The following is a 26,279-nucleotide window of genomic DNA, read 5'->3' as shown; positions in this document are numbered from 1 at the left end:
GTCAGGATCGATGCTTGGACAACTCGGCCAGCATCTGGTTGTACGACGACAATTCGTCGTTGTATGCGTCGGCATGCCGGTCGGCCCGGCGCGCCGACCGACGGTCCGACGTCGCCCATTGGCTGACCAGCGCGATCACCACCAGCAACGCCGGCACCTCGCTGGCGCCCCAGGCGATCGCGCCGCCGAGGAACTGGTCGGAATGCAGATCGGCCAGCCACGGCAACCGGAGGTACTGGTAGAAGGTGCCGCCGATCAGCGAGCTCATCGTCATCGTCGCGATACCGAAGAAGGCGTGGAACGGCATGATCGCGAACAGCAGCCCGAGTCGCGCCAGGAACGGCAGCCGTTTCGGGCCGGGGTCGATGCCGATGATGATCCAGTAGAAGACGTAGCCGGTGAGCAGGAAGTGCACGCTCATCAGGTCGTGTCCCCAGTGGTAGCGGGCCAACGTGTCGAACAGGGCGGTGAAGTACACCGCGTACAGGCTCAGCACGAACATCAGGAATGCCACCGCGGGGTTCGAGATGAACCGGGTGAAGCGCGAGTGGACGAGCCACACGATCCACTCCCGCGGACCGGGAAGGCCGCCGGCGCCGGCGGTGGGCAGGGCTCGCAGCGCCAGCGTCACCGGGGCACCGAGGACCAGCAGCACCGGCACGAACATGTTCAACGCCATGTGTTCGGCCATGTGCACGCTGAACATCGCCATCCCGTAGGTCCGCACCCCCGACGACGTCACGATCAGCAGCGATGCGCAGCCACCGATCCAGGCGGCCGTCCGCGTCCACGGCCACTCGATGCCGGTCCCCTTGAGCTGCCGCACCCCGATCAGATAGCCGACCGCCAGCACGATCGCCCCGACACCGAGGAACAGGTCGAGGCGCCAATCGAACGCCAGCCGCAGCACCGACGGCGGATGCGGAAGTCGGTAGCCGAGGAAGACATCCCAGGTCGTGAACTCGTGTTGTAGGAGCGCGGGTGCGGTGCGCGTCGCCATCGCGGCCAATGCCACCTGTGTCGTCACCGCCGCCGCGACACCACCGAGCAGCAGGGACATCGCCGAACCCGGTATCGCCGCGCTTCGGCGCACCGCGCGGACCAGGACGGTGTCGATCACCGTGCCGATGACGAGTGCCAGCGCGGCGACGATCGACCAGCGCCCGTAAGCGGTGGTCATGAGTGACCCGGCCGGCACGAGGAAGACCAGCAGGATCGCGCCGTACACCAGCGCGGCCACATCGAGGGCCAGGGAGATGACGACGACCCGCTGCCACGTCTGCAGACGATCGGCCGCCGGGGTGTCCCGGCCAAGCGTGATGGCTGCCGCGATGCGCAGCCCGGTCAACGCGCTCACCGCCGTCGCGAACACGATCACCGCGGTGGTCGTGAAGTCGTGGTTCGGGCCCTGCCCGGCGTTGCCGGCCACCGGCAGTGCGACGACAGCAATCGCGGCCGGGATCAGGCACAGCGCATGCGCGGTCCACCGCAGCGACAGGCGCGTCACGAGGGTGATCACGAGGGCGCAGCACGCGCTCACGATCCAGGCCACGGCCTGTTCGGATGCGTCGATGAACGACCACAGGTGGGCTTGCCCCACCAGGGTGCCCGCCGGCGTCCCGGCCCGGTCGGCAGCGGTCACGAGCACCATGAGCACCGCCAGCACCAGCCAGATGGGTGCCAGCCGGGAGATCAACCGGTGCACGCGATACACCTCGACACCGATGACGTTGTCCTTGTCCGGCCGGGCCGCGACGGCGACGAACGCCAGCCCGCCGAACACGATCGCGACCAGCAGGAGGGTCACGTAGAAGCCGCTCGGGGCGAGGATCGCGGTGAACGCTCCCGGATAGGAATCGCCGGTCTCGACAAACCGTGTCGTTCCGGACACCGATGCGTGGATCGCCATCACGACGACTCCGACCGCGGCCACCGCTATGACGACCGATTGTGGGGACATGCGCGGCACGCGCGTCACGGACTCGACCATTGACCTTCAGACCGTCTCGACTTCGTCCGGCGCGAGCCGCCGAACGCTGTGGCCCCACTCTACGACGGGCCGTCGTACTCGAGAAAAACGTGGTGACCGGCGTCACAGCGAGGGTCGCGGGATCGGCGGGAACCATCCGGCGACGCCACCCGACTACTTCAGTGAGCGCACATCAGCCCACCCGATCCCGGAGATCAACCACGTGACCACCAAACCCCCGGTCGACACCGACCCGTCGAGCCTCGACGCGTCCGGTGACCGAGAATCCGCCCCGACCACGACACCCGGCAATGCCGGCCAGAGTGCCTGGAATCGGTGGCGGCCGCTGCTGTTGCGCTGGCATTTCTACGCCGGCCTGTTCGTCGGCCCATTCCTGCTCGTCGCCGCGCTCAGCGGCGTGCTGTATGCCCTGATCCCGCAGGTCGACGCGGCGGTCTACCGCCACGAACTCGTCGTCGACGATCCCGGGACCGCACAACTGCCGCTGAGCGATCAGGTCGCCCGGGCTCGCGCCGCCCAGCCGGACGGAACGCTGGCGAGCATCACACCACCGCCGACCGCAACCGACAGCACGCGCGTGACCTTCGCGGTGGACGGGCTGCCGGAGAGCTACGTGCAGACGGTGTTCGTCGATCCGTACAGCGGGGAGGTCCTCGGCAATCTGACCACCCTCGGCCAGTGGCTGCCCGTGCGGGCGTGGTTCGACGAACTGCACCGCAACCTCCACCTCGGTGCCGTGGGCCGCAACTACAGTGAGCTCGCCGCGAGCTGGCTGTGGTTCGTCTCGCTCGGCGGCCTGGTCCTGTGGATCGGATACCGTCGGCGCACCAAGACGGCGCGACGCCTACTGGTCCCCGACCGCTCCGCACCCCGGCGCCGGCGACTGCTCACCCTGCACGGCGCCGTCGGGATCTGGGTGGTCGTCGGCCTGCTCGCCCTGTCGGTCTCCGGATTGACCTGGTCGCGATGGGCGGGCGCAAATGTCGCCGATCTGCGCAGCGAACTCTCCTGGACCACACCTGCGGCGTCGACGACGCTCGGTGAGCCGGCCGCGGGCTCGACCGGTCATCACGGTGGGGGTTCCGCGAAAGGTGAACCCGCGTCCGCGGATGCCGTGGAGTCGGCGGCGATCGCGTCGGTGAACGGCGTCTACCGCACCGCGCAGCAGGCGGGTCTGCGTGGTCCGATGGTGCTCACGCCACCGGCCGATTCCGACAGCGCCTGGACCGTCGGCGAGAACAAGCGCAGCTTCCCGACGCGCTACGACTCGATCTCGGTCGACCCGCAGACCTACACGGTGCTCGACCGGATCGACTTCGCGCAGTGGCCGTTCATGGCCAAGTTGGCCGACTGGATCATCGGCGCGCACATGGGCATCCTGTTCGGCGTCGTGAACCAGATCGCGCTCGCCGCACTCGGGATCGGGCTGATCACGCTGATCGTCGTCGGCTATCTGATGTGGTGGCGCCGACGCCCCACGAAGTCGCAACGGACATGGCCAGCACCCCCGCGTCGTGGCGCACTCGGCGACCTCAAGCCCGCCGAGTCCGTGGCGGTCGTCGTGGTGATCGCCCTGCTCGGCTGGTTCCTGCCACTGTTCGGTCTGACCCTGGCGCTGTTCGTCATCGCCGACTCCGTGGTCGGTGTCGTGCGGTCTCGACGTGAACCCGTCGAAAGCCCGGGCACGTGATCGACGACATCTTCCTGCGCTGGTTCGTCACCGGCCTGTTCGGCCTCGCCATCGTCGAATGCGCGTATTCGCTGGTCGGGCACCGCATGCGGTGGCCCGGCGTGATCGGCCACCTGCTGCACATCGCCATGTCGGTCGCCATGCTGGTCATGGCGTGGCCGTTCAGCTCCGGGTGGCCGACCGTCGGGCCGATGGTGTTCTTCATTGTGGCGGCCGTGTGGTTCGCGGGCGCCGGACTCGCCCTCGCCTCCTCGGGTGACGAACGCATGGCCGACGGCTACCACACGGTGATGATGGCCGCGATGGCCTGGATGTACGCCGTGATGAACGGAAACATCCTGCCGGGCACGGGTTCTGACGCGCCGATGGCGATGGGCATGCCTGGCATGACGACCATGTCGGTGGCGCACTCGCACGGCGGCACCGACATGCAGGTGGACGTGTCCCAGCCGGGCTACGTCACGGTCGTCGACTGGGTGCTGGGCATCGGTTTCCTGGTCGCCGCGGTGGTCTGGCTGTACGTCTACTTCGGTCGACGACGCGGCTCGGACCGGCCGGCGGGCCTGCTCACCCACGCCGGCGAGCTGTGTCAGGTGTTCATGGCCGCCGGGATGGGGATCATGTTCCTGCAGATGGTCTGAGCGGATCCCGCACGGCGTTGCCCGGTCGCACACCCCACGCCGCGAAGCCGAGGCCGACCAGCACCGGCAGGTGCGACAGGATGCGCGCGAGGGTGACCTCGCCGTCGACGGCGTCGGAGATGACGTAGCCCGCGAGCACGACGGTGAACACCGTGAGCACCACCAGCAGTCCCGCGAGCGCGCGCTGCCACCATGCGGCGACCACCATGCAGACACCCAGCGCCATCGCCCAGGCGGTGGTCTCGTTCATCAGGTGGGTGCCGTCGGTCGTGCCCGCGTGGCCGGACATCATCCCGAAGTCGTCGCCGGTCATCTGCAGCATCGCGACGATGATCTGCGCGACGCCGGCACAGGTGAGGCCGATGCGGACCACGTTGTCGGACAACCGTTCTCGCCGTCGCTGGGTCGACGACGGTCGCGCCTGCGCCACCCGGGTGAGGATCGCGTCGGTGGGATCCGCGGACGGCCCGGGAGCGACTGCGCTCATCGTCTCGGCCTGTGCGGTGGCCGTCGCGTACCAGGCCCGGCACTCCGCACATCCGGCGACATGCTGATCGACGCGCGCAGCGGGGACCCCCTCGTTCTCCCCGTCGATCCGCGCGGACAAGGCCTCCCGCGCCACCTCACACCTCACGCCACCATCATGACGCATCGACGTCGCCGACCGGCCCCCGCGGACGGCGCCAACAACCGGGCGGGCCTTCCGTCGACGGCGCAACTGTGCCATCTTGTGACCATCGACACCGCCGAACCACTCGCCGATCACACGCCGCGCCGATCCGTCATCGCGCATTCGTGGCGTCGGTCGGCGCTGGCCGGGGTGCGCCCCGACGGCACACCGCCCACGACCCTCGTCGACATCGCATCGGCCGATCCGTTGCTCGACGCCGCACGCCCGGTGCTCGATGAGGCCGCCGCCCGGCTCGCCGACACGGACACGTCGCTGTTGCTCGTCGACCAGGAGTGCCGGATGGTGACGCGCGTGGCGTTCGGCGGCACGGTCGAACGCCGACTCGACGAGTTGGGGGCCTCTCCCGGAATCGCGTTCGGCGAGGACATCGTCGGCACCACCGCCCTCGGCACCCCCGCCGAGACCCGCGACGGCATCGCCATCAACGGTCGAGAGCACTATCTCGAACAGTTCAAGAACCTGAGCTGCTTCGGACAGCCGATCATCCATCCCGCCACCCGGCGCCTGGCCGGCATCCTCTGCATGACCGAGGTCGCCGACCAGATCAATCCACTCGCGGTGCCGTTCGTCAACGGCATCGTCGCCGACATCGCCGACCGTCTCCTCGACCGGTCGCGCGCCCACCAACGGCGGGTGCTCGACGCGTTCCAGCGCGCGGCGCCCCGCCGCGACATCGCCGTCGCCGCGATCGGCGACGACCTCCAGCTGACGAATGCCCTTGCCGCCGAATTACTCTCCACCACTGACATCGGCACTTTGCGCATGATCGCGGCCGACCCGGGTCTGCGTGATGCGACGCTGCCACTCTCGTTGGTCTCCGGGGCAGACGTCGAGGTGCGGGTGGAACCGGTCGCGGGCGTTCGGGGCGCGGCGCTGTTCCGCTTCCGACCCGTCGAACCGCCCCCGACGTCCGGTGTGCCGATCTCGGCCCCGACCCCGTCGGCGGCCGGCATCGCGATCACCGGCGAGCCGGGCACCGGACGCACCACCCGCGCGCTCGCCGCCGCCGGCGACTCCGCGCCGATCGTCGTGGACGTGGCCGAGGAACTCATCGCCGGCACGATCCCGGACATCCCGGCACTCGTCCACCGATCCCGGCGCGAACGATGCGCGCTGGTCATCGACGGCGCCGATCTGCTCGACGAACGATCGGTCGCGCTCCTGGGGAAGGCCGCCGCACAGGCCACCGCCGCGGCGCCCATCGTCATCGTCACCGGCCCACGCGACCAGATCGGCTCGGCGGTCGCGGCCCTGCTCGCACGATGCACGACCCGCGTCGACCTGACACCGCTGCGACATCGCACATCCGGGCTCGCCGCCCTTGCCGCCGCCACCCTGTCCGACCTCGACGCCGATCTCGCCCTGTCCGGGCAGGCGACCGACGCGTTGATGTGCCAGGACTGGCCCGGCAACCTCACCGAACTGCGATCGGTTCTGGCCCGCGCCGCCACCAGCTGCCGGGCCCGGGCCGCCCGGGTCGTCGAGCCCGCCGACCTGCCCGACGGCTACCGCACCACGAGCCGCGCCGCGCACCTGTCCGGCCGGGAACAGGCCGAACGAACGGCCATCGTCGACGCCCTCGAGCGGGCCGCCGGCAACAAGGTGCACGCCGCCCGCGAGCTCGGGATCAGCCGGACCACGCTGTACGCACGCATCCGCGCGCTGGGCATCTGAACCGCAGCCCGCACCCCTCCGCATCGAGTAAGCAACCGCCGCTCCCGCCGGTCGCGTAAGCGCCCGAGCTCGCGAAGCCGCGCATCGAGACACCCCCGCCGCCACCGTCACTCCCCCCGCCGGTCGATCTCGATGCGGTCGTCGCAAGCTCCTCCCTTACTCGATCCAAGGAGTCAGCCCGCGAGCGCCAGCGAGCGAGCGCATCGAGACCCCGCCCCAGCGCACCCGTGTACAGCCCGGTGTTCAGTTTCTGGACATGGCGACGGCTTCTCGGGGTGGCAGAAATGAATCGGGTCACATCTATGACCCAGATCACTCGGCCGGCAGGGCCGAGCGTCACGCCTGACCCAGGAGGTTCTCCATGACCGCCGTCGCCACCGACCTGCTCCCCAAGGTCCGCGACTTCATCTCCCGCGACCGCCAGATGTTGATCGGGGGTGAGTGGGTGTGGGCGGCTTCCGGCCGCACCTTCGAGACCATCGATCCGGCCACTGCGCGCCCGATCACCTCGGTCGCCCACGGCGACGCCACCGATGTCGACCGCGCCGTCGCCGCCGCCCGCCGGGCGTTCGACGACGGCCCGTGGACGCGGATGAAACCCAATGAGCGCGAACGACTCCTGTGGAAGGTCGGCGACCTGCTCACCGAACGCGCCGCCGAGTTCGGTCAGCTCGAGGCCCTCGACAACGGCAAGGCCGCCACCATCGCCACCGCCGTGGACACGTCCTGGTCGGCCGACATCTTCCGCTACAACGCCGGTCTGGCCACCAAGATCACCGGGTCCACCGTCGACGTGTCGATGCCGTTCGTGCCCGGCGGTGAGTTCCACGCGTACACGCTGCGCGAGCCGGTCGGCGTGTGCGGACTGATCGTGCCGTGGAACTTCCCGCTGCTGATGGCCGCCTTCAAGCTGGCGCCCGCGCTGGCCGCCGGCAACACGGTGATCCTCAAGCCCGCCGAGCAGACCCCGCTGACGGCGCTGTTGCTCGGCGAGATCTTCACCGAGGCGGGCTTCCCGCCGGGTGTCGTCAACATCGTCACCGGGTACGGCGAGGCCGGCGCCGCGCTCGCCGCGCACGACGACGTCGACAAGATCGCGTTCACCGGGTCCACGGAGGTCGGCAAGAAGATCGTCGACGCCGCCAAGGGCAATCTGAAGAAGGTGTCGCTGGAACTCGGGGGCAAGAGCCCGAACATCGTGTTCGCCGACGCCGACTTCGAGAAGGCCGTTGCCGGATCGGTGGCCGCGTGGATGTTCAACCACGGCCAGTGCTGCGTCGCCGGTACCCGTCTGTTCGTGGAGCGCCCCATCTTCGACGACTTCACCGCCGCCGTCGCCGAGGCCGCGTCGCAGGCCAAGATCGGACCCGGCCTCGATCCCGCCACCGAACTGGGACCGCTGGTCTCCCAGGAGCAGTTCGATCGCGTCTCCGGCTACCTCGCGGCCGGCCTGGCCGACGGCGCGCGCGCCCTGACCGGTGGAAAGCGTTGGGGCGATGAGGGTTTCTTCATCGAGCCGACGGTGTTCGTGGACGTCGAACCGCACTACTCCATTGTCGCCGAGGAGATCTTCGGCCCGGTGGTCGCCGCGATGCCGTTCGACGCCGACACCGGAGTGGCTGCCGCGGCGAATGATTCGATCTATGGTCTGGCCGCGGGCATCTGGACACAGGATCTCTCGAAGGCCCACAAGACCGCTCGGCAGATCAAAGCCGGTTCGGTGTGGGTGAACCAGTACAACGGATTCGACACCGCGATGCCGTTCGGGGGCTATAAACAATCCGGGTGGGGTCGCGAACTCGGTTCGTCCGCCATCGACCTCTACACGCAGACGAAAGCCGTCAACGTCGCACTCTGATCACAACTCTCAACCTTCGCAAAGGAGCGAACATGAAGACCAAGGCCGCCATTCTGACCGGCGTCGGCAAGCCCTTCGAGATCACCGAACTCACCCTCGACCCACCCGGTGACGGCGAGGTTCTCATCAAGTACACCGCTGCGGGGCTGTGTCATTCGGATCTGCACCTCACCGACGGCGACCTCCCGCCCCGCTTTCCCATCGTCGGCGGCCATGAGGGCGCCGGCATCATCGAGGAGATCGGACCGGGAGTCACCAAGGTCAAGCCAGGCGACCACGTCGTCTGCAGTTTCATCCCGAACTGCGGCACCTGCCGGTACTGCTCGACCGGACGGCAATCGTTGTGCGACATGGGCGCAACGATCCTGGAGGGTTCGATGCCCGACGGCTCGTTCCGTTTCCATGACGGCGACACCGACTTCGGCGCCATGTGCATGCTGGGCACGTTCGCCGAACGGGCCACCATCAGCCAGCACTCGGTGGTGAAGGTCGACGACTGGCTGCCGCTGGAAAAGGCGGTGCTCGTGGGCTGCGGAGTGCCGACCGGGTGGGGCTCGGCGGTATACACCGGTAACGTTCGCGCAGGCGACATCGTGGTCATCTACGGCATCGGCGGCATCGGTATCAATTCGGTACAGGGCGCCGTCCACGCGGGCGCGAAGGCCGTGATCGTCGTCGACCCCATCGCCTTCAAGCGCGAGACCGCTCTCAAGTTCGGCGCCACCCATGCCTTCGCCGGCGCCGCCGAGGCGCAGGAGAAGATCACCGAACTCAGTTGGGGCCAGGGCGCCGACTGCGCGATCGTCACCGTCGGCACGGTCGACGAGGACGTGGTCTCCGCGGCCATCGGCGCCGTCGGCAAGGGCGGCACAGTGGTGTTGACCGGCTTGTCGAGCCCGGAGAAGTTCACCGTGCACTGGCCCGGAATCGACCTGACGCTCAACGAGAAGTCGATCAAGGGCAGCCTGTTCGGCTCGGCCAACCCGCAGTACGACATCGTGCGGCTGCTCCGGCTCTACGACGCCGGTCAGCTCAAGCTCGACGAGCTGGTCACCCAGACGTACACCCTCGACCAGGTCAACCAGGGCTACCAGGATCTACGGGACGGCAAGAACATCCGCGGGGTGATCCTCCACGACAGCTGAGCGGAAGGGGAGGTCCCGACGGCACCAAACGCCGATCGGGGCCTCCCCGGTTCGCTGATCGAGTAAGTAACCTGCGCCGCCGCAGGCAGCCAGCGCGGGCCGGGAAGAGCCGCAGCCCTTTTCGCTGATCGAGTAAGCAATCTGCGCCGCTGCAGGCGGCCAGCGCGGGCCGGGAAGAGCCGCAGCCCTTTTCGCTGATCGATCTCGGTGCGGTCGTCGCAGGCTCCTCCCTTACTCGATCCAAGGAGTAAGCCCGCGAGCTTGCGAGCGAGCGCATCGAGATCAACGGTGAACGAGATCTCGATGCGGACCCTCGCAAGCTCGGGGCCTTACTCGATCAGCGGGTGGGGCGACTCTTCGAGTCAGGCTCCGAGCGCAGCAGCACGAACCGCGAAACCGGCCGCCCGTTGCGCGGAACCCACTCACCCACGAACGATGTGGAAGTCGTACGCCGACTCGGCGTGCTGGCCGTCGTCGATGCCGTCCATCTCGTGCTGACGGTCGGCGCGCAGACCCATGGTGTATTTCAGCGCCAGCCCGATGATCGCGGTCACCGCCATGGCGTAGGCGAGGACGGCGAGCACGGCGACCGCCTGGCGCCACAGTTGGTCGAGGCCACCGCCGTAGAACAGACCGTCGACGCCGGCCGGTGCCGACGAACTCGCGACGAGACCGATCATCAGCATGCCGACGACACCGCTGACGAAGTGCACGCCGACGACGTCGAGCGAGTCGTCGTAGCGCCACCGGAATTTCAGCTCGATGGCATAGGACGCGATCGCACCGGCAGCCGCGCCGATCGCGAGCGCCCCGATCGGGGTCACCGCCGAGCACGACGGAGTGATGGCCACGAGGCCCGCGACCACACCGGACGCGGCGCCGAAGGAGGTCGGGCGGCCATGCCGGACACGTTCGACGACGAGCCAGGTGACCATCGACATGGCGCCCGCGCCAAGGGTGTTGGCGGCGACGAGCGCGGCAGCCCCGTCGGCGGCCAACGTCGAGCCGGCGTTGAACCCGAACCACCCGAACCAGAGCAGTCCCGCACCGAGCATCACGAAGGGCAGATTGTGTGGACGCATCGGATCCTTGGGCCAGCCCCTCCGGCGTCCCAGTAGCACCGCGACGACGAGTGCCGATGCGCCGGAATTGATTTCCACCACGGTGCCACCGGCGAAGTCGATCGCCTTCAGATGGCTGACAATCCAGCCGCCGTGTTCGGCGGTGAGTCCGGGTGCGCTGAACACCCAGTGCGCCACCGGAACATAGACCAGCAGCGCCCAGAGGGTCGCGAACACGAGCCATGAGACGAACCGCATGCGGTCGGCGACGGCCCCGGCGATCAGCGCGACCGTGACCATCGCGAACCCGGCCTGGAACACCACGAACAGCATCGCCGGGATCGTTCCGACGAGCGGCATGCCGTCGGTGTTCGCGCCCGCGGTTCCGTAGTGCCCGAAGAGGCCTTTCAGCCCGGGATAGGTGGTGACGTCACCGATGATGCCGCCGTGATCCGGGCCGAACGCCAGCGAATACCCGACGACGACCCAGACGACCCAGACGATCGGGATGGCCGACAGGCACATCATCATCATGTTCAGCACGCTCTTCGAGCGGACCATACCGCCGTAGAACAGGGCGAGCGCCGGCGTCATCAAGAGCACCAGGGCGAAGGCCGCCAGCATCCACGCGGTGTTGGCGCCGTCCGGGGCGCCCAGAGTCGGAAACATGCGGCCTCCTACGTTGTTCGTCGCTTTTTCGCGGCGATCAATCACCTTACGGTCCAGGCGTCGGTGGTGCCCGGCGCACGGAGACCCGACCCGAGAACGCACCATTGCTGCGCGAACCATTCCTGGCGGGTCCAGACGGCGGGTACCGTCAATCTCCATCACATGTCCGAGAGGCCCGACATGACGGTAATGCCACCCGGCCAGGGGTCCGATCCCGCCGTCGCCGCGCCCACGCAGCCGGGACCCGCCACTCGGCAGCCGCCCCAGGTCGACCGGGCCAGCCGTTTCACCGCCCTGGCCGAACAGGCCGAGCAGGTATCGACTCGATACGCCGACGAGGCCGAAAAACTTCGCGCCCGCGCCGACCTGTGGGGCAAGGCCCTGTCAACCGCGATGACGGCCGCCGTCGGATGGGTCACCTGGACCAAGGCCACGGACATCTTTCCCAAGCCCCACAGCAATTGGTCGTTCGTGCTCGCGATCGTGTCGATGGTGTCGATGTGTGTCGCTGTGTTGGTCATCTGGTTCTGGTTCAATCGGCAGACCCGGCCCTTGGCCATGAGCCTCGACATCGGTGCCATGCGGCGTGATTGGCCGCGGACGATCAGTCGGCGTGATGCCACCGCCGTCGCGCAGATCTACGCCGAACTCGGACACACCAACCGGATGGACGAACACGAGGCTGCCCGCGCAGCCGAACAGCATGCGGAGGGGTCCGGCCGCCGCCACACAGCGGACGCGACGGCTGCCATCGCCTCGAACCTGATCAGGCAGTACGCCGACATCGCCGTCGACAAGGAAGCCGCAGCCGAGGCCGGAACGGTCCCAATCGGGTGGTCCTCCCCGAGGCCTGTGGCACCGTCTCGTTGGCGGCCGGATCGGCGGTCACACTCGCCGACGTGACAAGGCTCGGAAATGCACTGGCGAAATGTCGCGCGGAAACCGCACACCGCGATCAGCTGGCGCCCATCGACTGCGCCGCTCTCGAAGCGCACCTCGCCAAGGCAGTGGCGGCTCTCACCTCCGGGTCGTGACAGCGCTACACGAGAAGCACCGTTCCCCCGTCAGAACCCGGAACTCCACGCACCCAATCGCTGCAACAACGGCCGTTTCTTGTCCATGTGCCCCTTCATCCGGGCGAGGATCTCGGCGAGCGCCTCGATCGCCTCCACGATGTGCGGACCCTTGTTCAGCATCACGCATTCGGCGCGTTCGCCGGCGGCGGCGTCGGTGACCTCGGCGCGTGTGGGCAGGCCACGGTCGGCGAGGTTGTCGAGGACCTCGGTCGCCCAGATCACCGGCACATGCGCGGCTTCGCACAGCCACAGGATCTCCTCCTGGACCTCGGCGAGACGCTCGAACCCGGCCTCGACGGCGAGGTCGCCCCGCGCGATCATGACGCCGATGCGCCGGGTGCGCATGAGTTGCAGCAGCGTCACCGGCAGGGCCGAGAACCCGGCCACCGTCTCGATCTTGAGCACCACACCGAGATCCGAGGCGCCGCGGTCGGCGAGCTCGCGCTGGAGTGAGGCGACGTCGTCGGGGCCGCGGACGAACGACAGATTCACCATGTCCGCGAGTTCCACCACGGCGTCGAGGTCGGCGATGTCGTCGTCGGTGAGCGCCGGCACCGGCAGCACGGTGTCGGGCAGGTTGATGCCCTTCTCCGCCCGCAGCTTGCTGCCGTTGAGCGCGGCGCGCGTCACGCCGACCGTGACGGCATCGGCGCCGACTCCGGTCACCACGCCCTCGATCTTGCCGTCGTCGAAGTAGACACGGTGCCCGGTCTCGACCGCGGCGAACACCTCCGGGAGGCTGCAACCGATCCGGTGGCGACCGTCGTCAGTGGGGACCGTCGGCGACATGTCGGCGGTCACCGTGATGGTGTCGCCACGAAAGATGCGCAGCGCCTGGACCGTGGGCGGGATCTCGCCGACCGTCGTGACACCGGCACCGGCCGTAACCTCGAGTCCCGGTGTGAGATAGACGGTTCGGGCGGTGGCCACCAGTACCCCGCAGGTGGCGACCTCGAGGACCTCGAGTTCGCGGAAGCGGCCGCGGGCGTCCTCCATGGTCAGGGCGTCACCGACCTCGCGGGCCGCGAGCCACTCGGTGTCCACCACCGGCACCGCATCCTGGACGTCGGAGCGGACCGGGGCCTCTCCGAGCCAGAAGAGGGCCGAGATCAACACTCGCCCCAGCGGATCACGCGACGGCCGGACCTTGAGGACCTGTGGCCCCGGCGCGATCGGCCCGGTGCGCAGTTTGGGTCCGGCGAGGTCCATGGCGATCCTGACGCGCGAGTTCGCGGCGCGGACGTTGGCGGCGATGGCGCGCCATGCGGCCGGGTCGTCGTGGGCGCAGTTGATGCGCGCGAGGTCCATCCCGGCGTCCGCGCAGCGCTGCACGAATCCGGAGTCTGTGGCGGCGGTGCTCGGCATCGTGACCATCACACGGGTGGACCGATCACTCGGCTCACCACCCAGCAGCGCGGCGGCATTCTCCGCGAGTTGCAGTCCGCCCGACTCGCCGTCGAACTCGGCCTCGCCGATGCTCGGTTCGGGCTCACCGAGGGCGTCGTCGATGATCCGGATGACCGCGTCGAGGTTGCCGAGCACGCCGGATTCCATGCGCCCCAAGGAGGAGAGCCCCTCGGCGGAGAGTCGGGGTTGCAGGCCACGCAGGTCGTGGGAGCGCACCGAACGGTAGTGGACGATGTTGGCGGCGCTGTCGCGGTGGACCGGGTCGACGGCGCCGATCAGCTCCCGCGCGACCTCCTCGGCGGCCAGCGCCTCGGTGCGCAGATCCGTCAGTTCGGTTCGCAGGGCACCCAGGCGTTGTCTTCTGGCCTCATCCATCCCGCATTCCCCCTCGTCGCCCGACGCCGGCCACCACCCATCGTGCCAGTGGTCGGCGTCAGGCGCCGGACGTCAGAGCGGCGGTGACGAGTTCGCTCCAGGTCGCGACCACCTGGGCGCGGCGTTTGGAGTCGTCGGAGAGTGTGTCGGCCAACCCGAGGCCTCGGGCGAGGTCGAGGGTGGCCTGCGCGATGCGATGGGTCTGCGGGTGGACGCCGGCGGGGTCGAGAGCGGCGACGGTCATCTCGTGTGCGGCGTGCGCGAACTTGCTCTCCATGGGCAGAATCAGTTGGCGCAGCATCGAATCCGACGCGGCTGCGGCCCACACCTGCAGCGCCGCCTTGAATTGTGTGCCCGTGTAGATGTCGACCGCCCGGTCGATCGCCGCGCGCACCCGTTGCGGCCCCTCCGGTGGCGCGACGGCCGCGGCCGATGCGCTCGACGTCATGTCGTCGAAGATCTGCTCGAGCGCAGCCGTGATCAGCGCCTCGCGGGTCGGGAAATGGTGTTGCGCGGCACCGCGGGACACCCCGGCACGTTCGGCGACCGCGGCCAGCGTGGCGGCCGACCAGCCGTCGGAGGCGAGCGCCTCGATGGTCGACCGCAGCAGTCGTTCTCGGGTGAGCCGCGACCGTTCCTGTTGCGGCTCACGCGGGTTCGAGGTTCGTGCGCTGCCGGTGGTCACGGTACGTCGGGTTCGGCGAGATCCCAGCGCGGCCGGCGTTTCGACAGGAACGCCGACATCCCTTCGCGTGCTTCGTCGGACGCGAACAGTGCGGCCGATTCGTCGGCACGTTGCCGAGCGGATTGTTCGAAGCCGGCGATGATCGCCGCCGTGGTGAGGGACTTGGACGCGGCCAGGCCCTGCGGTGATGCCCGGCGGATCCCGGACAGGACGGTATCGACCCCGCTCTCGAGTTCGCCTGCACTGCCGAATGATTCGGTGACCAGCCCGATCCGGACGGCGGTGTCCGCGTCGAAGGTCTCCCCCGACAGGAAGTATCGGCCTGCCGAGCGTGCGGTCATCTTGGGCAGCAACACCAGGGAGATCACCGACGGCGCCAGACCGAGTCGCGACTCGGTGAGCGCGAAGGTGCACGACGGTCCGGCGAGTGCGATGTCGGCCGCGCCGAGCAGGCCGAAGCCGCCGGCGCGCACATGTCCGTCGACGGTGGCGATGACCGGCTTGGGGAGTTCGAGGATGGTCCGGATCACCTCGAGCATCGCGCCGGTGCCCTGCGCCGACACCTCCTCCGGAGAGGCTCCCCGCGCCAGCGCCTCGCTCAGATCGGCTCCGGCACAGAAGGTTCCGCCGGTGTGCGTGAGGACGACGGCCCGGACGTCGGGTTTCGCGGCGGCCTCGCGTAGCCCGGCGAGCAACTGATCGACGAGTGCGGCGCCGAGCGCGTTGCGGTTCTTCGGGGAATCCAGGGTGAGCGTGAGGATTCCGGCGTCCATCGAGGAGTGGACGACCTCCGTCGCCTTCGAACTGGTCATCACGGTGCCCATCGTCTCAGTAGGACTTCGGCAGACCGAGGCTGGTCTGGGCGACGAAGTTGAGGATCATCTCGCGGCTGACCGGGGCGATCCGTGCGATGCGGGCCAGACTCAGCATCGGCGCGAGTCCGTATTCGCTGGACAGTCCGTTGCCTCCCATGGAATGCACGGCGTGGTCGACGATCTTGACGCAGGCCTCGGCGGCAGCGTATTTCGCCATGTTGGCGGGTTCGGCGGCGCCCCAGTCGTCACCGGCGTCGTAGAGCGTGGCGGCCTTCTGCATCATCAGCCTGGCCAACTCGAGTTCGATCTTGCCCTGCGCCAACGGATGTGCGATCGCCTGGTGCGCGCCGATGGGTGTCTTCCAGACGGTGCGGTCGGAGACGTACTCGACGGCCCGGGCGAGGGCGAACCTCCCCATCCCGACCGCCGAGGCGGCACCCATGATGCGTTCGGGATTCAGGCCCGCGAACAGCTGGCTGATGGCGGCGTCCTCGGATCCGACGAGGGCATCCGCGGGGAGGCGGACGTCGTCGAGGAAGAGCAGGAACTGCTTCTCGGGATTCTGCAGTTCCATCTCGATCTGGCGGTATTCGAAGTTCGGTGTGTCGGTGGGCACGATGAACAGGGACGGCTTGAGCCGCCCGGTCTTGGCGTCCTCGGTGCGGGCGACGATCAGCACGGCCTGCGCCTGATCCACCCCGGAGATGTAGATCTTGCGCCCGTTGAGGATCCAGTCCGAGCCGTCGCGGCGGGCGGTGGTGGTGATGTTGTGCGAGTTGGAGCCGGCGTCGGGTTCGGTGATACCGAACGCCATGGTGATGGTGCCGTCGACCAGGCCCGGCAGCCAGCGGCGCTTCTGGTCGTCGGTGCCGAAGCGGGCGATCACGTTGCCGCAGATCGCCGGTGACACGACGAGCATCAGCAGACTGGTGCCGGCCGCGCCGAGTTCTTCCATCACGATGGACAGCTCGTACATGCCGGCGCCGCCGCCCCCGAACTCCTCCGGCAGGTTGACCCCGATGAATCCGAGTTTCCCTGCTTCCGTCCACAATTCGTCTGTCTTGCGGCCTTCGCGGGCACATTCGCGGAAGTACTCGGCGCCGTACTTGTTGCCGAGCGCGGCGACCGCTGCCCGCAGGTCGCTGCGTTCGGCGGATTCGACGAACGGGTTGGTCTCGGTCATCCGGCCTTCTCCTCTGGCTCTTCTGGGGTGGACTGCTCTGTGGTTTCTTCGCTGATCACGGCGAGCACATCGCCGACGGAAAGTTGTTGTCCTGCTTCGACGGACAGCGTCGCGACGATGCCGTCGGCCGGGGCGGCCACGGTGTGTTCCATCTTCATCGCCTCCAGCCACAGCAGTGGTTGCCCGGCGGTGACGCGGTCGCCTTCGACGACGGCGATGCGGATGACCGATCCCGGCATCGGCGCGAGCAGCGAACCGGGCCGCTGCACCGAGGCCGGATCGACGAAGCGTGGCTGCCGGCGCAGTGCGACGCACGTCCCGGGGCCGTCGACGAACACCAGGTCGGCGTAGCGCGACACCCGAAGGGTGCGGCGAACACCGTTCACGTCGGCGACGACGGTCGTCGGCGTGACATCGACGATCGACACACCCTCGGCGCCAGGGAGTTCCACCCCATCGCGGCGCTGCCGGTACCGCACCTCGATCTCGGCGTCGCCACGGACATCCAGGTAGCGCTTGCGCTGATATCCGGACGCGAGGTTGCGCCAGCCCGCCGGAAGTGCGGCCTGCACGCGGGCTGCGGTGCGGTTGGCGGCGGCGTCGGCGAGCGCGGCGGCGATTGCGGCCACCCGCGTGTCCTCGTCGGCTGCGAGGGGTGCGGACAGGGCGCCCAGGCCGACGGTGTCGATGAATGCGGTGTCGGTGTCACCGGAGAGGAACTCGTTGCTGCGCAGCGTGTTCACCAGCATGTCCCGGTTGGTCACCGGTCCGTGCAGGCGGGCGTCGGCGAGTGCGCGGGCGAGCATCGCCGCGGCACGACGCCGGTCGGGTGCCCAGCTGATGACCTTGGCGAGCATCGGGTCGTAGAAGGTGGAGATCTCGCTGCCGTCGACGATGCCGGAGTCCACCCGGATGCCGGGCCGGTCCAGTGGACCGAAGGTGACGTCGGCGGGCAGGTCGATGGCGTGGACGGTGCCCGATTGCGGTTGCCAGTCGGCGGCCGGGTCCTCGGCGTAGAGCCGGACCTCGATCGCGTGCCCGCTCGTGCGGGGTTCGACGACGTCGAGGTGCTCCCCCATCGCCACCCGCAGTTGCCATTCCACGAGGTCGAGGCCGGTGGTCAGCTCGGTGACCGGATGTTCCACCTGCAGCCGGGTGTTGGTCTCCAGGAAGTAGAACCGGCCGGTGGCGTCGGCGAGGAACTCGACGGTGCCGGCACCGGTGTAGCCGATGGCCTCGGCGGCACGCCGGGCGGCGGTGAACAGCCGCTCGCGCAGATCACCGCCGATGCGTTCGACGAGTGGCGCGGGTGCTTCTTCGACGACCTTCTGGTGGCGCCGTTGGATCGAGCATTCGCGTTCGCCGACAGCCCACACCGCGCCGTGGGCGTCGGCCATGATCTGCACCTCGATGTGGTGGCCGCGTTCCACGTACGGTTCGCAGAAGACCGTCGGGTCACCGAATGCCGATTCGGCCTCCCGCGCAGCACCTCTCACCGCATCGTCGAGTTCGGCCAGGGTGCGCACGATCCGCATGCCGCGGCCGCCTCCGCCGGCCGATGCCTTGATCAGCAACGGGAGGTCATCGTCGGTGACCGCGGCGGGATCGATGTTCCCGAGGACCGGTACCCCGGCGTCGGCCATGAGCTTCTTGGCGTTCATCTTCGAGCCCATGGCGGTGATCGCCGACGGCGGCGGGCCGATCCAGGTGAGTCCGGCGTCGATCACCGCCTGCGCGAATTCGGCGTTCTCCGAGAGGAATCCGTATCCGGGATGGATCGCGTCGGCCCCGGCCGATCGGGCCGCCGCGATGATGAGGTCGCCGCGCAGGTAGGTTTCGGCCGATGACGCACCGGGCAGCCGGACCGCCGCGTCGGCCATGGCGACGTGCGGCGCATGCTCGTCGGGATCGGAGAACACGGCGACGGTGCGCATGCCCATGGCGCGGGCGGTCGCGAAGACGCGGCAGGCGATCTCGCCGCGGTTGGCCACGAGGACGGCGCCGAGAGCAGCGGGAGCGGGCCGAGTAGATAGCGAGCTGATCATCGTCTCACCTCACATCCGGAAGACGCCGAAGTTGGTGGTGCCCTCCACCGGCGCGTTGTCGATGGCCGAGAGGCACAGCCCGAGAATGGTTCTGGTGTCACGGGGGTCGATGACCCCGTCGTCGTAGAGCATGCCGGACAGGAAGGCCGGGACCGATTCGGATTCGATCTGGGACTCGATCATCTGCCGCATGGCGGCGTCGGCGGATTCGTCGACGGTGCCGCCGCGCGCCTCGGTGGCGGCGCGGTTGACGATCGAGATGACGCCGGCGAGTTGGGTGGCACCCATGACCGCGGATTTCGCGCTGGGCCAGGCGAACAGGAAACGCGGGTCGTAGGCCCGTCCGCACATGCCATAGTGGCCGGCGCCGTAGCTGGCGCCGATGAGGATCGAGATGTGCGGGACGGTGGAGTTGGAAACGGCGTTGATCATCATCGCACCGTGTTTGATGATGCCGTTCTGCTCGTATTCCTTGCCCACCATGTAGCCGGTTGTGTTGTGCAGGAACAACAGTGGCGTGTTGCTGCGGTTGGCCAGCTGGATGAACTGGGTGGCCTTCTGCGATTCCTGGCTGAACAGCACCCCTTGGGCGTTCGCGAGAACGCCGATCGGGTAGCCGTGGATCCGGGCCCAGCCGGTGCACAGCGAGCTGCCGTATTCGGGTTTGAACTCGTCGAAGTCGCTGTCGTCGACGACGCGGGCGATCACGTCGCGCGGGTTGAACGGGATCTTGAGGTCCGACGGGACGATGCCGAGGAGTTCCTCTGGGTCGTAACGGGGTTCGAGGGGTTCGGCAACCGGACCGGGTCCCTGTTTGCGCCAGTTGAGGCGCGCGACGATGCGACGGCCGATGCGGATGGCGTCCTGTTCGTCGGCGGCGTAGTAGTCGGCGAGCCCGGACCGGCGGGCGTGCATCTGTGCGCCGCCGAGGGATTCGTCGTCGCTGTCCTCGCCGGTCGCCATCTTCACCAGTGGCGGGCCGCCGAGGAAAACCTTGGACTTGTTCTCGATCATCACCACGTGATCGCTCATGCCGGGCACATAGGCGCCGCCGGCCGTCGAGTTCCCGAAGACCAGGGCGATGGTCGGGATACCGGCCGCCGACAGCTGCGTGAGGTCGCGGAACATCCTGCCGCCGGGGACGAACACCTCCTTCTGGGTGGGCAGGTCGGCGCCCCCGGACTCCACCAGGGAGATCACCGGCAACCGATTCTGCATGGCGATATCGTTGGTGCGCAGGATCTTCCGCAGCGTCCACGGGTTGGACGTGCCACCCTTGACGGTGGGGTCGTTGGCGGTGATGACACACTCGACGCCGTCGACCACCCCGATGCCGGTGATCACCGACGCCCCGACCTGGAAGTCGGACCCGTAGGCCGCCAGCGGGCACAGTTCCAGGAAGGCCGAGTCCTCGTCGACCAGCATCTCGATGCGTTCGCGGGCGGTCATCTTGCCGCGCTTGCGATGTCGTGCGACGTACTTCTCGCCGCCGCCGGCGAGCGCCTTGTCGAACTCGGTCTGCAGCTCGGCGAGTTTGTCGGTCATCGCGGTCTCGGCGGAGCGGTAGTCCTCGCCGGCCGGGTCGAGGGTGGAGCGGAGCACGGTCATTGCTGATATCCCAATCGTTTTGCCGCCAGGCCGGTGAGGATTTCGGTGGTCCCGCCGCCGATGCCGATGATCCGCATGTCCCGATACTGGCGTTCCACCTCGGTGCCCGTCATGTAGCCGAGTCCACCGAACAGCTGAACGGCCTTGTCGGCCACCCATTCCCCAGTCTCGACGGCGGTGTTCTTGGCGAAACACACTTCGGCGATGAGGTCGTCGTCGGAGGTCACCTTGCGTTCGATCACCGCACGGGTGTACGTGCGGGCGATGTCGATCCTCCGGGCCATCTCGGTGATCGTGTCCTGCACGGATTGTCGCGCGATGAGCGGCTTGCCGAAGGTCTGGCGATCGCGGACCCAGTCGAGCGTGAGGTCGAGGCACCGTTGCGCGCCGGCGTATGCCTGCACGGCGAGCCCGGAGCGTTCGGTGACGAATGCGGTGGCGATCTGCGCGAAGCCGGAGTTCTCGTCGCCCACCAGGTTCTTCACCGGCACCCGTGCGTCCACGAACGAGAGTTCGGCGGTGTCCGAGCTGCGCCAGCCCATCTTGTCGAGCTTGCGGGCGACGGTGAAACCGGGTGTGTCCTTCTCGATCACCAGCAATGACACTCCGGATGCGCCGGGTCCGCCGGTGCGGACCGCGGTGACCACGAAGTCGGCGCGCACCGCCGAGGTGATGTAGGTCTTGGCGCCGTTGACCACATAATGATCGCCGTCGCGGGCCGCCACGGTGCGCAGATGTCCGACGTCGCTGCCGCCGTCGGGTTCGGTGATGGCGAGACTGCCGATCTTCTCGCCGGCCAGGGTGGGGCGCACCCAGCGGTCGATCTGTTCGGGGTCGCCGGCAGCGATGATGTGTGGCAGCGCGATTCCGTGCGTGAAGAGCGACGCGAACACGCCACCCGCGCCACCCGCGTAGTGGAATTCCTCGCCGAGGATCGACGAGTCGATCAGATCACCACCGGAGCCGCCGGTCAACTCGGGTATGCCGAGACCGAACAGCCCGAGTTTGGCTGCCTCCGCATGGAGTTCGCGGGGCAGCAGTCCGTCGCGTTCCCACTCGTCCTGGTACGGCAAGACGTGCCGCTCGATGAATCCTCGTACTGTCGAACGCAATTCGCGGCGTTCCGGGGTGTCCCAGATCGGACTGGCGATGGGCACTGGCTACTCTCCTGCGGTGAAGGTGAGCGGGATGGGGACGGGACGGGAGCGAAGCCATTCCCCCATGCCCTTGGCCTGCGGGTCGAAGCGGACGTTCTCCGCGACGCCGCGGCCGAGGACCTCCTCGATGACGAAGTTGACGGCGTTCAGATTTGGCAGACGGTATCGGCGGACGGTGAGGTCGGCCACCTCCGGCAGGAGTTCCTTGAGCAACGCCGTGTCCAGGGTGCGGTCCAGCCACGCGTAATGCTCCGGATTCGGCACCCACACACCGATGTTGGCGCTGCCTCCCTTGTCGCCGCTGCGCGCGCCGGCGATCGTGCCGAGCGGCAGCAGCGAGGTGGGCCCCCAGTCGGGTGACGGGTCGGCGGCATCGGCGGGCGGTCCGTCCTCGACGACGTCGGCGGGGACCTCGGTACGCAGAGGACTCGGATCGATCAGTTCGACGACACCGGTCTGCAGCGCGGCGCGATGTTCGACGGCGGCTGCGTCGACGTAGCCCGGCTCGAACACGCCGTACGGCACACCGTTGCCGGGCGGTGCGGTCATGAAGAAGCCGGGATAGGAGGCCAGCGCGAGTTCCACGGCGGCCGAGGAGAATACCCGTCCGACGTTCTTGGCGTCGGGATCGCGGACGACGCAGCGCAGCAGCGCGCTGGCCTGTTCCTCGGTCTCGGCGTCCGGCCGGTCGAGACGGGAGAGCTCCCAGGTGATCTCGGCCGGCTGGGTCGGCAAGGCCGCCAGGAACTGGTCCTTGAACAGCTCGGCCTTGGCCTCGATGTCGAGGCCGGTGAGGATCAGGGTGATCTCGTTGCGCACGCCCGCAAGGTGATTCAGTGAGACCTTGGTGGTGGCCGGTGGCGCCTCGCCGGTGACTCCGGTGACGGCGACCCGGTCTTCGCCGGCCTCGGTGAGTGTGATGGTGTCGAGGCGGGTGGTGACATCGGGCCCGAGGTAGCGCGGTCCGCCGACCTCGTAGAGCAGTTGCGCGGTGACGGTTCCGACGGTGACCGCTCCGCCGGTGCCGGGATGCTTGGTGATCACCGAGGAACCGTCTGCGGCGATCTCGGCGATCGGAAACCCGAGATGTCCCATCTGGGGCAACTCGGTGAAGAACGCATAGTTGCCGCCGGTGGCCTGAGCCCCGCATTCGATGATGTGACCGGCGACGACCGCGCCGGCAAGTGCGTCGAGATCGTCGTATTCCCAACCGAATTCGCTGGCCGCGGGACCGACCGTGAGCGACGCGTCGGTGACGCGGCCGGTGACGACGATCTCGGCCCCCGCGTCGAGCGCGGTCTTGATGCCGAACGCACCGAGGTAGGCATTCGCAGTGAGCGGCGTACCGAGCCCGAGTTCGGTTGCGCGTGAACCGAGGTCGTCGCCGTCGACGAACGCGACGTCGGCCTCGACGCCGAGCTTGTCGGTGAGTTCCCGCAGCGCGACGGCCAGCCCGTGCGGATTGAGGCCCCCGGCATTGGTGACGATGCGCACGCCCTTGTCCATCGCGAGGCCGAGGCACTCTTCCATCTGCCGCAGAAAGGTCTTGGCGTAACCCGTTTTCGGGTCCTTCATGCGATCACGGCCGAGGATGAGCATGGTGAGTTCGGCGAGGTAGTCGCCGGTCAGGTAGTCCAGCTCGCCGGCCTCGAGCATCTCGCGCATCGCCGAGAAGCGGTCGCCGTAGAAGCCGGAGGCGTTGCCGATCCGGACGATCCTGTCCTGGGTGCTCACGTCGGTTGTCCTGTCGCCTCGGCGCCGGCGGGTTCGCGTCCCGGCCCGGGTGGTCCGGCGAACGCCTGTGCGATGGAGGCCCATTCACGGGTGTGCTCGCCGATGAACTCGAGGTCGAGATCGTCTTGATGGCGGCGCTGCGTGACGAGTTCGCAGAAGTCGATGGCGGGTCCGCGCACCACATCGGCGGCGTCGTCGGGTCCCCACGTCCACAACTCCCCCGACGGCGCGGTCAGTTCGTACCGGAAGGGTTCGGTCGGTGGTGTCTTGTCGTGCACCAGGTAGGCGTAATCCCTTGTGCGAACACCGATGTGGGCGACCGCTTTGATCCGGTCGGTCGGCACGCGGGTCACGTCGAGCGCGTCGGCGACGTCGAGACCGTGCGCCCAGGTCTCCATCAGTCGCGCCGTCGCCATCGAGGCCGCCGACATCGGTGGCCCGAACCACGGAATCTTCACGCCGTCGGGCACCTGCCTGAGCGCGTCCGCGAGTGCGGCCCGCCCGGCACGCCAGTCGGCGAGGAGTTGCGCCGGAGGCGTGGCCGCCTTCCGCTCGGCCGCCTCGTCGACGAATCCCGTCGGCTGCCGCATGGCCTGCTCGACGGCCTCGGCGAAGCCCTCCGGATCGGTCGCCGCCAGCACGGCCGCTTCATCGGTCCATGCCAGATGGGCGATCTGGTGGGCAATGGTCCAGCCGGGCGCGGGCGTCGGTAGCGCCCAGCCCGCATCATCGAGCGCGGCGACCAGATCGTCGAGCTCCGCTGATTCCGTCGTCAGGTCTGCGACCACACCGTCGACAAGTGACATGCGATCAGGGTCACACAGGACGCCAGAAAAATCAATCACGCGTGATTGTTTTTCGTCGACTGGGCGCTACTTCCCGTCGACCGGGCGCCCCTTCCCGTCGACCGGGCGCCCCTTCCCGTCGACCGGGCGCCCCTTCCCGTCGACTGGGCGCCCTCGCTCTTGTGCACCCTCCCCATCAATCGTGAGCCGGGCACCTGACCGGTCGATGGAACAGCACTGCCATCGGGACCAGATGAGCACCCAGCCAACGACTTTCAGCGCCCACTCAACGCTGCACGACGCCCACTCGACGGACATGGGCGCCCAGTCCCAGTCGACGGACATGGGCGCCCACTCGACCGAAACGGACGCCCACTCGACGGGAACAGACGCCCACTCGACGTTCGACGACGCCCACTCGACGGGTCAGCGGTACTGGATGTCCGCGGCGCAACGACTGAGCAGCATGCCGTCGTGGGCATGCATGGTGGCCTCGACCGACGCGATCCGACGGCCGATCTTCACCGGCTCCACATCGACGATCACCTCGCCGCCGTGTACCGCGGGCGAGCGCAGGAAGCCGATCGCGAGGTCCCCCAGCTGATAGTCGCGGCCGGCCTCGGCATTGGCCTGACCGGCGAACGAACAGGCCTGCGCGACGATGGCGGCGATCACCCCGCCGTGCATGGTGCCGAACACGTTGCCCATCCACGGCTCGCTGCGTGCGGTGAACCGCACGCCGGCGCCGAGCGGATGCTCGACGAGGTGGAGGCTCCCGTTGAGGAGTTCGGTGATCGGGCCGGCGGCCCGGACGCCGTCGGCGATCTGTTCGACGACGGTTCGCCCACTCAGCCCCGGGTCGATCGCGGCGGGCAACGGCAAGGCCTCGTCGACCGGCGGCATGCCGAGGCCGCGGTCGTCGGCACTCGGGTCCGTGGCCGCCGCACGGCCGACCGCGACGTTGCGTGCGGTGCCGGCGCAGCACACGTGGCCGGTCGACGTGCTGATCTCGATTCCCGTCGAACCGAAACCGTGGTCGTGCATGAGCAGCCGCGCCACCCCGGAGATGCGGTCGGAGACGTCGATGTGTCCCTGCATCGACATCGCGAGCCGAGCCTGAACGCAGGGCGACCCACTGGGTCCGTAGGCATAGAACGGCAGCCCGCCGATGTGGTCGAGGAGCACGGCAAGGGCGGGTAGATCGATACGCCCGCGATGATCGGCGAGTCGGGTGCTGAGCTGCTGCTCTGCGGATACCGTCAGCGGGCCGGTCATCGACACATTTCCGATGCCGAACGCGGCGACCGGGTCGGTACGGCGACGCACAGCGGAAACGTCGGATTCAGGTGACATGGAAACGTCCTATCAGGCGAGCCCTCTGCCCGCCGAACGCTCGGGGCGCTACTCTGGTGCGCGATCTCGGTAGACGGGGGAACTGGAGGGAAAACTGATGTCTGTGGGACAACGACGAATCATGCGACGTGCAGCTTTGGCGGCCGGCGCCGCCAGTGCGACGGCGATTGGGACACTGCTCACAGGTGCCGCCGCGCATGCTGCTCCCGCGGTGCTCGCGGTGCAACAGGTACCGAACGTGGGAGTCACCGTGTCGAAGGCCAACGGGGTCACCGACGCCTTCGCCGCTTCGGTGGTCGCGACCGCCGGTGCGCCCGGCAGCACCCAGCTGAGTCTTCGGCCGGAGAATTCCGGTGCCTGCGCCGGTAATCTCGCCAACGCGCGTGCGGCCATCACCTGGCACAACATGACCACCAACCGCAGCGGCGACGTGCTGTTCCCGGTGTGCGCGGCCGGCAAGCCGTCCGCGGGCACCGCAGTGCAGACCGGCAGCGGCCGGGTCACCTTCACCACGACGATCATCGACGGCACCCAGAACACCTTCACGGTGAGCCCGGGTACCGGGTCGTTCCAGCGCTGACCTGCGCGATGTCGGGATTGTCCGAATAGACATTCCCACAAATCTGTTCACCAGAAC

21 protein-coding genes are annotated in these 26,279 nt (G+C 68.4%); 8 read left to right on the top strand and 13 right to left on the bottom strand.

The window, feature by feature from the left end; translation table 11 throughout:
• Nucleotide 1: 1 nt before the first annotated feature.
• Nucleotides 2-1,960: a cytochrome c oxidase assembly protein gene (locus tag ACWDTI_RS19845; protein ID WP_449739834.1), complete on the bottom strand. Its 1,959-nt coding sequence runs from the start codon at nt 1,958-1,960 to the stop codon at nt 2-4.
• Nucleotides 1,961-2,192: 232 nt separating this feature from the next.
• Here ACWDTI_RS19845 and ACWDTI_RS19840 point away from each other — a divergent pair, with 232 nt between their 5' ends.
• Both ACWDTI_RS19840 and ACWDTI_RS19835 read left to right on the top strand, forming a co-directional pair.
• Entirely contained in the window at nt 2,193-3,680 is a 1,488-nt protein-coding gene (locus ACWDTI_RS19840; protein WP_449739833.1) for a PepSY-associated TM helix domain-containing protein, read from the top strand.
• On the top strand, nt 3,677-4,321 hold the full coding sequence (locus tag ACWDTI_RS19835) for a DUF5134 domain-containing protein (RefSeq protein ID WP_449739832.1): 645 nt from the start codon (nt 3,677-3,679) through the stop codon (nt 4,319-4,321). The genes ACWDTI_RS19840 and ACWDTI_RS19835 overlap by 4 nt, the downstream gene beginning before the upstream one ends.
• Here the strand turns inward: ACWDTI_RS19835 and ACWDTI_RS19830 are convergent.
• On the bottom strand, nt 4,299-4,943 hold the full coding sequence (locus tag ACWDTI_RS19830; RefSeq protein ID WP_449739831.1) for a zf-HC2 domain-containing protein: 645 nt from the start codon (nt 4,941-4,943) through the stop codon (nt 4,299-4,301). The genes ACWDTI_RS19835 and ACWDTI_RS19830 overlap by 23 nt on opposite strands.
• A gap of 108 nt (nt 4,944-5,051) precedes the next feature.
• Here ACWDTI_RS19830 and ACWDTI_RS19825 point away from each other — a divergent pair, with 108 nt between their 5' ends.
• From ACWDTI_RS19825 to ACWDTI_RS19815, 3 genes are all read left to right on the top strand, one after another.
• Entirely contained in the window at nt 5,052-6,686 is a 1,635-nt protein-coding gene (locus ACWDTI_RS19825) for a sigma-54-dependent Fis family transcriptional regulator (RefSeq protein ID WP_449739907.1), read from the top strand.
• A 361-nt stretch (nt 6,687-7,047) separates the two neighbouring features.
• Complete coding sequence (locus ACWDTI_RS19820) at nt 7,048-8,544, top strand: aldehyde dehydrogenase family protein (RefSeq protein ID WP_449739830.1); 1,497 nt, start codon at nt 7,048-7,050, stop codon at nt 8,542-8,544.
• A gap of 32 nt (nt 8,545-8,576) precedes the next feature.
• Nucleotides 8,577-9,689 carry an NDMA-dependent alcohol dehydrogenase gene (locus ACWDTI_RS19815; protein WP_449739829.1) on the top strand — a complete coding sequence of 371 codons (1,113 nt, stop codon included), beginning with the start codon at nt 8,577-8,579 and terminating at the stop codon, nt 9,687-9,689.
• Between the two features lie 422 nt (nt 9,690-10,111).
• Here ACWDTI_RS19815 and ACWDTI_RS19810 read toward each other — a convergent pair whose 3' ends face one another.
• Nucleotides 10,112-11,419, bottom strand: coding sequence for an ammonium transporter (locus tag ACWDTI_RS19810; RefSeq protein WP_449739828.1), 1,308 nt, complete (start codon nt 11,417-11,419; stop codon nt 10,112-10,114).
• Nucleotides 11,420-11,581: 162 nt separating this feature from the next.
• On the opposite strand from ACWDTI_RS19810, the gene ACWDTI_RS19805 reads away from it, so the two are divergent.
• Both ACWDTI_RS19805 and ACWDTI_RS19800 read left to right on the top strand, forming a co-directional pair.
• Nucleotides 11,582-12,322, top strand: a complete 741-nt coding sequence (locus ACWDTI_RS19805; protein ID WP_449739827.1) for a hypothetical protein — start codon at nt 11,582-11,584, stop codon at nt 12,320-12,322.
• Nucleotides 12,319-12,453 (top strand): hypothetical protein, encoded by a 135-nt coding sequence (locus tag ACWDTI_RS19800; RefSeq protein WP_449739826.1) that lies wholly within the window; start codon nt 12,319-12,321, stop codon nt 12,451-12,453. The genes ACWDTI_RS19805 and ACWDTI_RS19800 overlap by 4 nt, the downstream gene beginning before the upstream one ends.
• A gap of 30 nt (nt 12,454-12,483) precedes the next feature.
• Here the strand turns inward: ACWDTI_RS19800 and ACWDTI_RS19795 are convergent, their stop codons facing one another.
• The 10 genes from ACWDTI_RS19795 to ACWDTI_RS19750 form a co-directional block, all read right to left on the bottom strand.
• Nucleotides 12,484-14,277 carry a pyruvate kinase gene (locus ACWDTI_RS19795; protein ID WP_449739825.1) on the bottom strand — a complete coding sequence of 598 codons (1,794 nt, stop codon included), beginning with the start codon at nt 14,275-14,277 and terminating at the stop codon, nt 12,484-12,486.
• Nucleotides 14,278-14,335: 58 nt separating this feature from the next.
• Entirely contained in the window at nt 14,336-14,962 is a 627-nt protein-coding gene (locus tag ACWDTI_RS19790; RefSeq protein WP_449739824.1) for a TetR/AcrR family transcriptional regulator, read from the bottom strand.
• On the bottom strand, nt 14,959-15,774 hold the full coding sequence (locus ACWDTI_RS19785; RefSeq protein ID WP_449739906.1) for an enoyl-CoA hydratase family protein: 816 nt from the start codon (nt 15,772-15,774) through the stop codon (nt 14,959-14,961). The genes ACWDTI_RS19790 and ACWDTI_RS19785 overlap by 4 nt, the downstream gene beginning before the upstream one ends.
• A gap of 16 nt (nt 15,775-15,790) precedes the next feature.
• A complete protein-coding gene (locus ACWDTI_RS19780; RefSeq protein ID WP_449739823.1) occupies nt 15,791-16,960 on the bottom strand; it encodes an acyl-CoA dehydrogenase family protein in 1,170 nt (389 codons plus the stop codon).
• Nucleotides 16,957-19,005 (bottom strand): ATP-binding protein, encoded by a 2,049-nt coding sequence (locus ACWDTI_RS19775; protein WP_449739822.1) that lies wholly within the window; start codon nt 19,003-19,005, stop codon nt 16,957-16,959. The genes ACWDTI_RS19780 and ACWDTI_RS19775 overlap by 4 nt, the downstream gene beginning before the upstream one ends.
• Before the next feature lie 9 nt (nt 19,006-19,014).
• Nucleotides 19,015-20,613: an acyl-CoA carboxylase subunit beta gene (locus ACWDTI_RS19770; RefSeq protein WP_449739821.1), complete on the bottom strand. Its 1,599-nt coding sequence runs from the start codon at nt 20,611-20,613 to the stop codon at nt 19,015-19,017.
• Complete coding sequence (locus tag ACWDTI_RS19765) at nt 20,610-21,770, bottom strand: acyl-CoA dehydrogenase family protein (RefSeq protein ID WP_449739820.1); 1,161 nt, start codon at nt 21,768-21,770, stop codon at nt 20,610-20,612. Before ACWDTI_RS19765 ends, ACWDTI_RS19770 begins: the two co-directional genes overlap by 4 nt.
• Nucleotides 21,771-21,773: 3 nt before the next feature.
• The gene (locus tag ACWDTI_RS19760) at nt 21,774-23,504 is read right to left on the bottom strand and encodes an acyclic terpene utilization AtuA family protein (RefSeq protein ID WP_449739819.1); all 1,731 of its coding nucleotides are present in this window, start codon (nt 23,502-23,504) and stop codon (nt 21,774-21,776) included.
• Entirely contained in the window at nt 23,501-24,310 is an 810-nt protein-coding gene (locus ACWDTI_RS19755) for a TIGR03084 family metal-binding protein (protein ID WP_449739818.1), read from the bottom strand. The genes ACWDTI_RS19760 and ACWDTI_RS19755 overlap by 4 nt, the downstream gene beginning before the upstream one ends.
• A 405-nt stretch (nt 24,311-24,715) precedes the next feature.
• Nucleotides 24,716-25,642 (bottom strand): PaaI family thioesterase, encoded by a 927-nt coding sequence (locus tag ACWDTI_RS19750; RefSeq protein WP_449739817.1) that lies wholly within the window; start codon nt 25,640-25,642, stop codon nt 24,716-24,718.
• 121 nt (nt 25,643-25,763) lie between these two features.
• Between ACWDTI_RS19750 and ACWDTI_RS19745 the strand changes: the two genes are divergently transcribed.
• On the top strand, nt 25,764-26,222 hold the full coding sequence (locus tag ACWDTI_RS19745; RefSeq protein WP_449739816.1) for a hypothetical protein: 459 nt from the start codon (nt 25,764-25,766) through the stop codon (nt 26,220-26,222).
• Nucleotides 26,223-26,279 lie beyond the last annotated feature (57 nt).

The organism is Gordonia sp. NPDC003424 (assembly GCF_053588655.1).
The sequence above is the reverse complement of the archived record's forward strand: the minus strand, read 5'-3'. Positions and strand labels throughout refer to the sequence as shown.

Bases quoted from the DNA above. Each gene is read 5' to 3' on its own strand.
- ACWDTI_RS19845 (WP_449739834.1), bottom strand. From the start codon at position 1,960: ATGTCCCCACAATCGGTCGTCATAGCGGTGGCCGCGGTCGGAGTCGTC.
- ACWDTI_RS19820 (WP_449739830.1), top strand. From the start codon at position 7,048: ATGACCGCCGTCGCCACCGACCTGCTCCCCAAGGTCCGCGACTTCATC.
- ACWDTI_RS19815 (WP_449739829.1), top strand. From the start codon at position 8,577: ATGAAGACCAAGGCCGCCATTCTGACCGGCGTCGGCAAGCCCTTCGAG.
- ACWDTI_RS19810 (WP_449739828.1), bottom strand. From the start codon at position 11,419: ATGTTTCCGACTCTGGGCGCCCCGGACGGCGCCAACACCGCGTGGATG.
- ACWDTI_RS19805 (WP_449739827.1), top strand. From the start codon at position 11,582: ATGTCCGAGAGGCCCGACATGACGGTAATGCCACCCGGCCAGGGGTCC.
- ACWDTI_RS19795 (WP_449739825.1), bottom strand. From the start codon at position 14,277: ATGGATGAGGCCAGAAGACAACGCCTGGGTGCCCTGCGAACCGAACTG.
- ACWDTI_RS19785 (WP_449739906.1), bottom strand. From the start codon at position 15,774: ATGACCAGTTCGAAGGCGACGGAGGTCGTCCACTCCTCGATGGACGCC.
- ACWDTI_RS19780 (WP_449739823.1), bottom strand. From the start codon at position 16,960: ATGACCGAGACCAACCCGTTCGTCGAATCCGCCGAACGCAGCGACCTG.
- ACWDTI_RS19775 (WP_449739822.1), bottom strand. From the start codon at position 19,005: ATGATCAGCTCGCTATCTACTCGGCCCGCTCCCGCTGCTCTCGGCGCC.
- ACWDTI_RS19770 (WP_449739821.1), bottom strand. From the start codon at position 20,613: ATGACCGTGCTCCGCTCCACCCTCGACCCGGCCGGCGAGGACTACCGC.
- ACWDTI_RS19755 (WP_449739818.1), bottom strand. From the start codon at position 24,310: ATGTCACTTGTCGACGGTGTGGTCGCAGACCTGACGACGGAATCAGCG.
- ACWDTI_RS19750 (WP_449739817.1), bottom strand. From the start codon at position 25,642: ATGTCACCTGAATCCGACGTTTCCGCTGTGCGTCGCCGTACCGACCCG.
- ACWDTI_RS19745 (WP_449739816.1), top strand. From the start codon at position 25,764: ATGCGACGTGCAGCTTTGGCGGCCGGCGCCGCCAGTGCGACGGCGATT.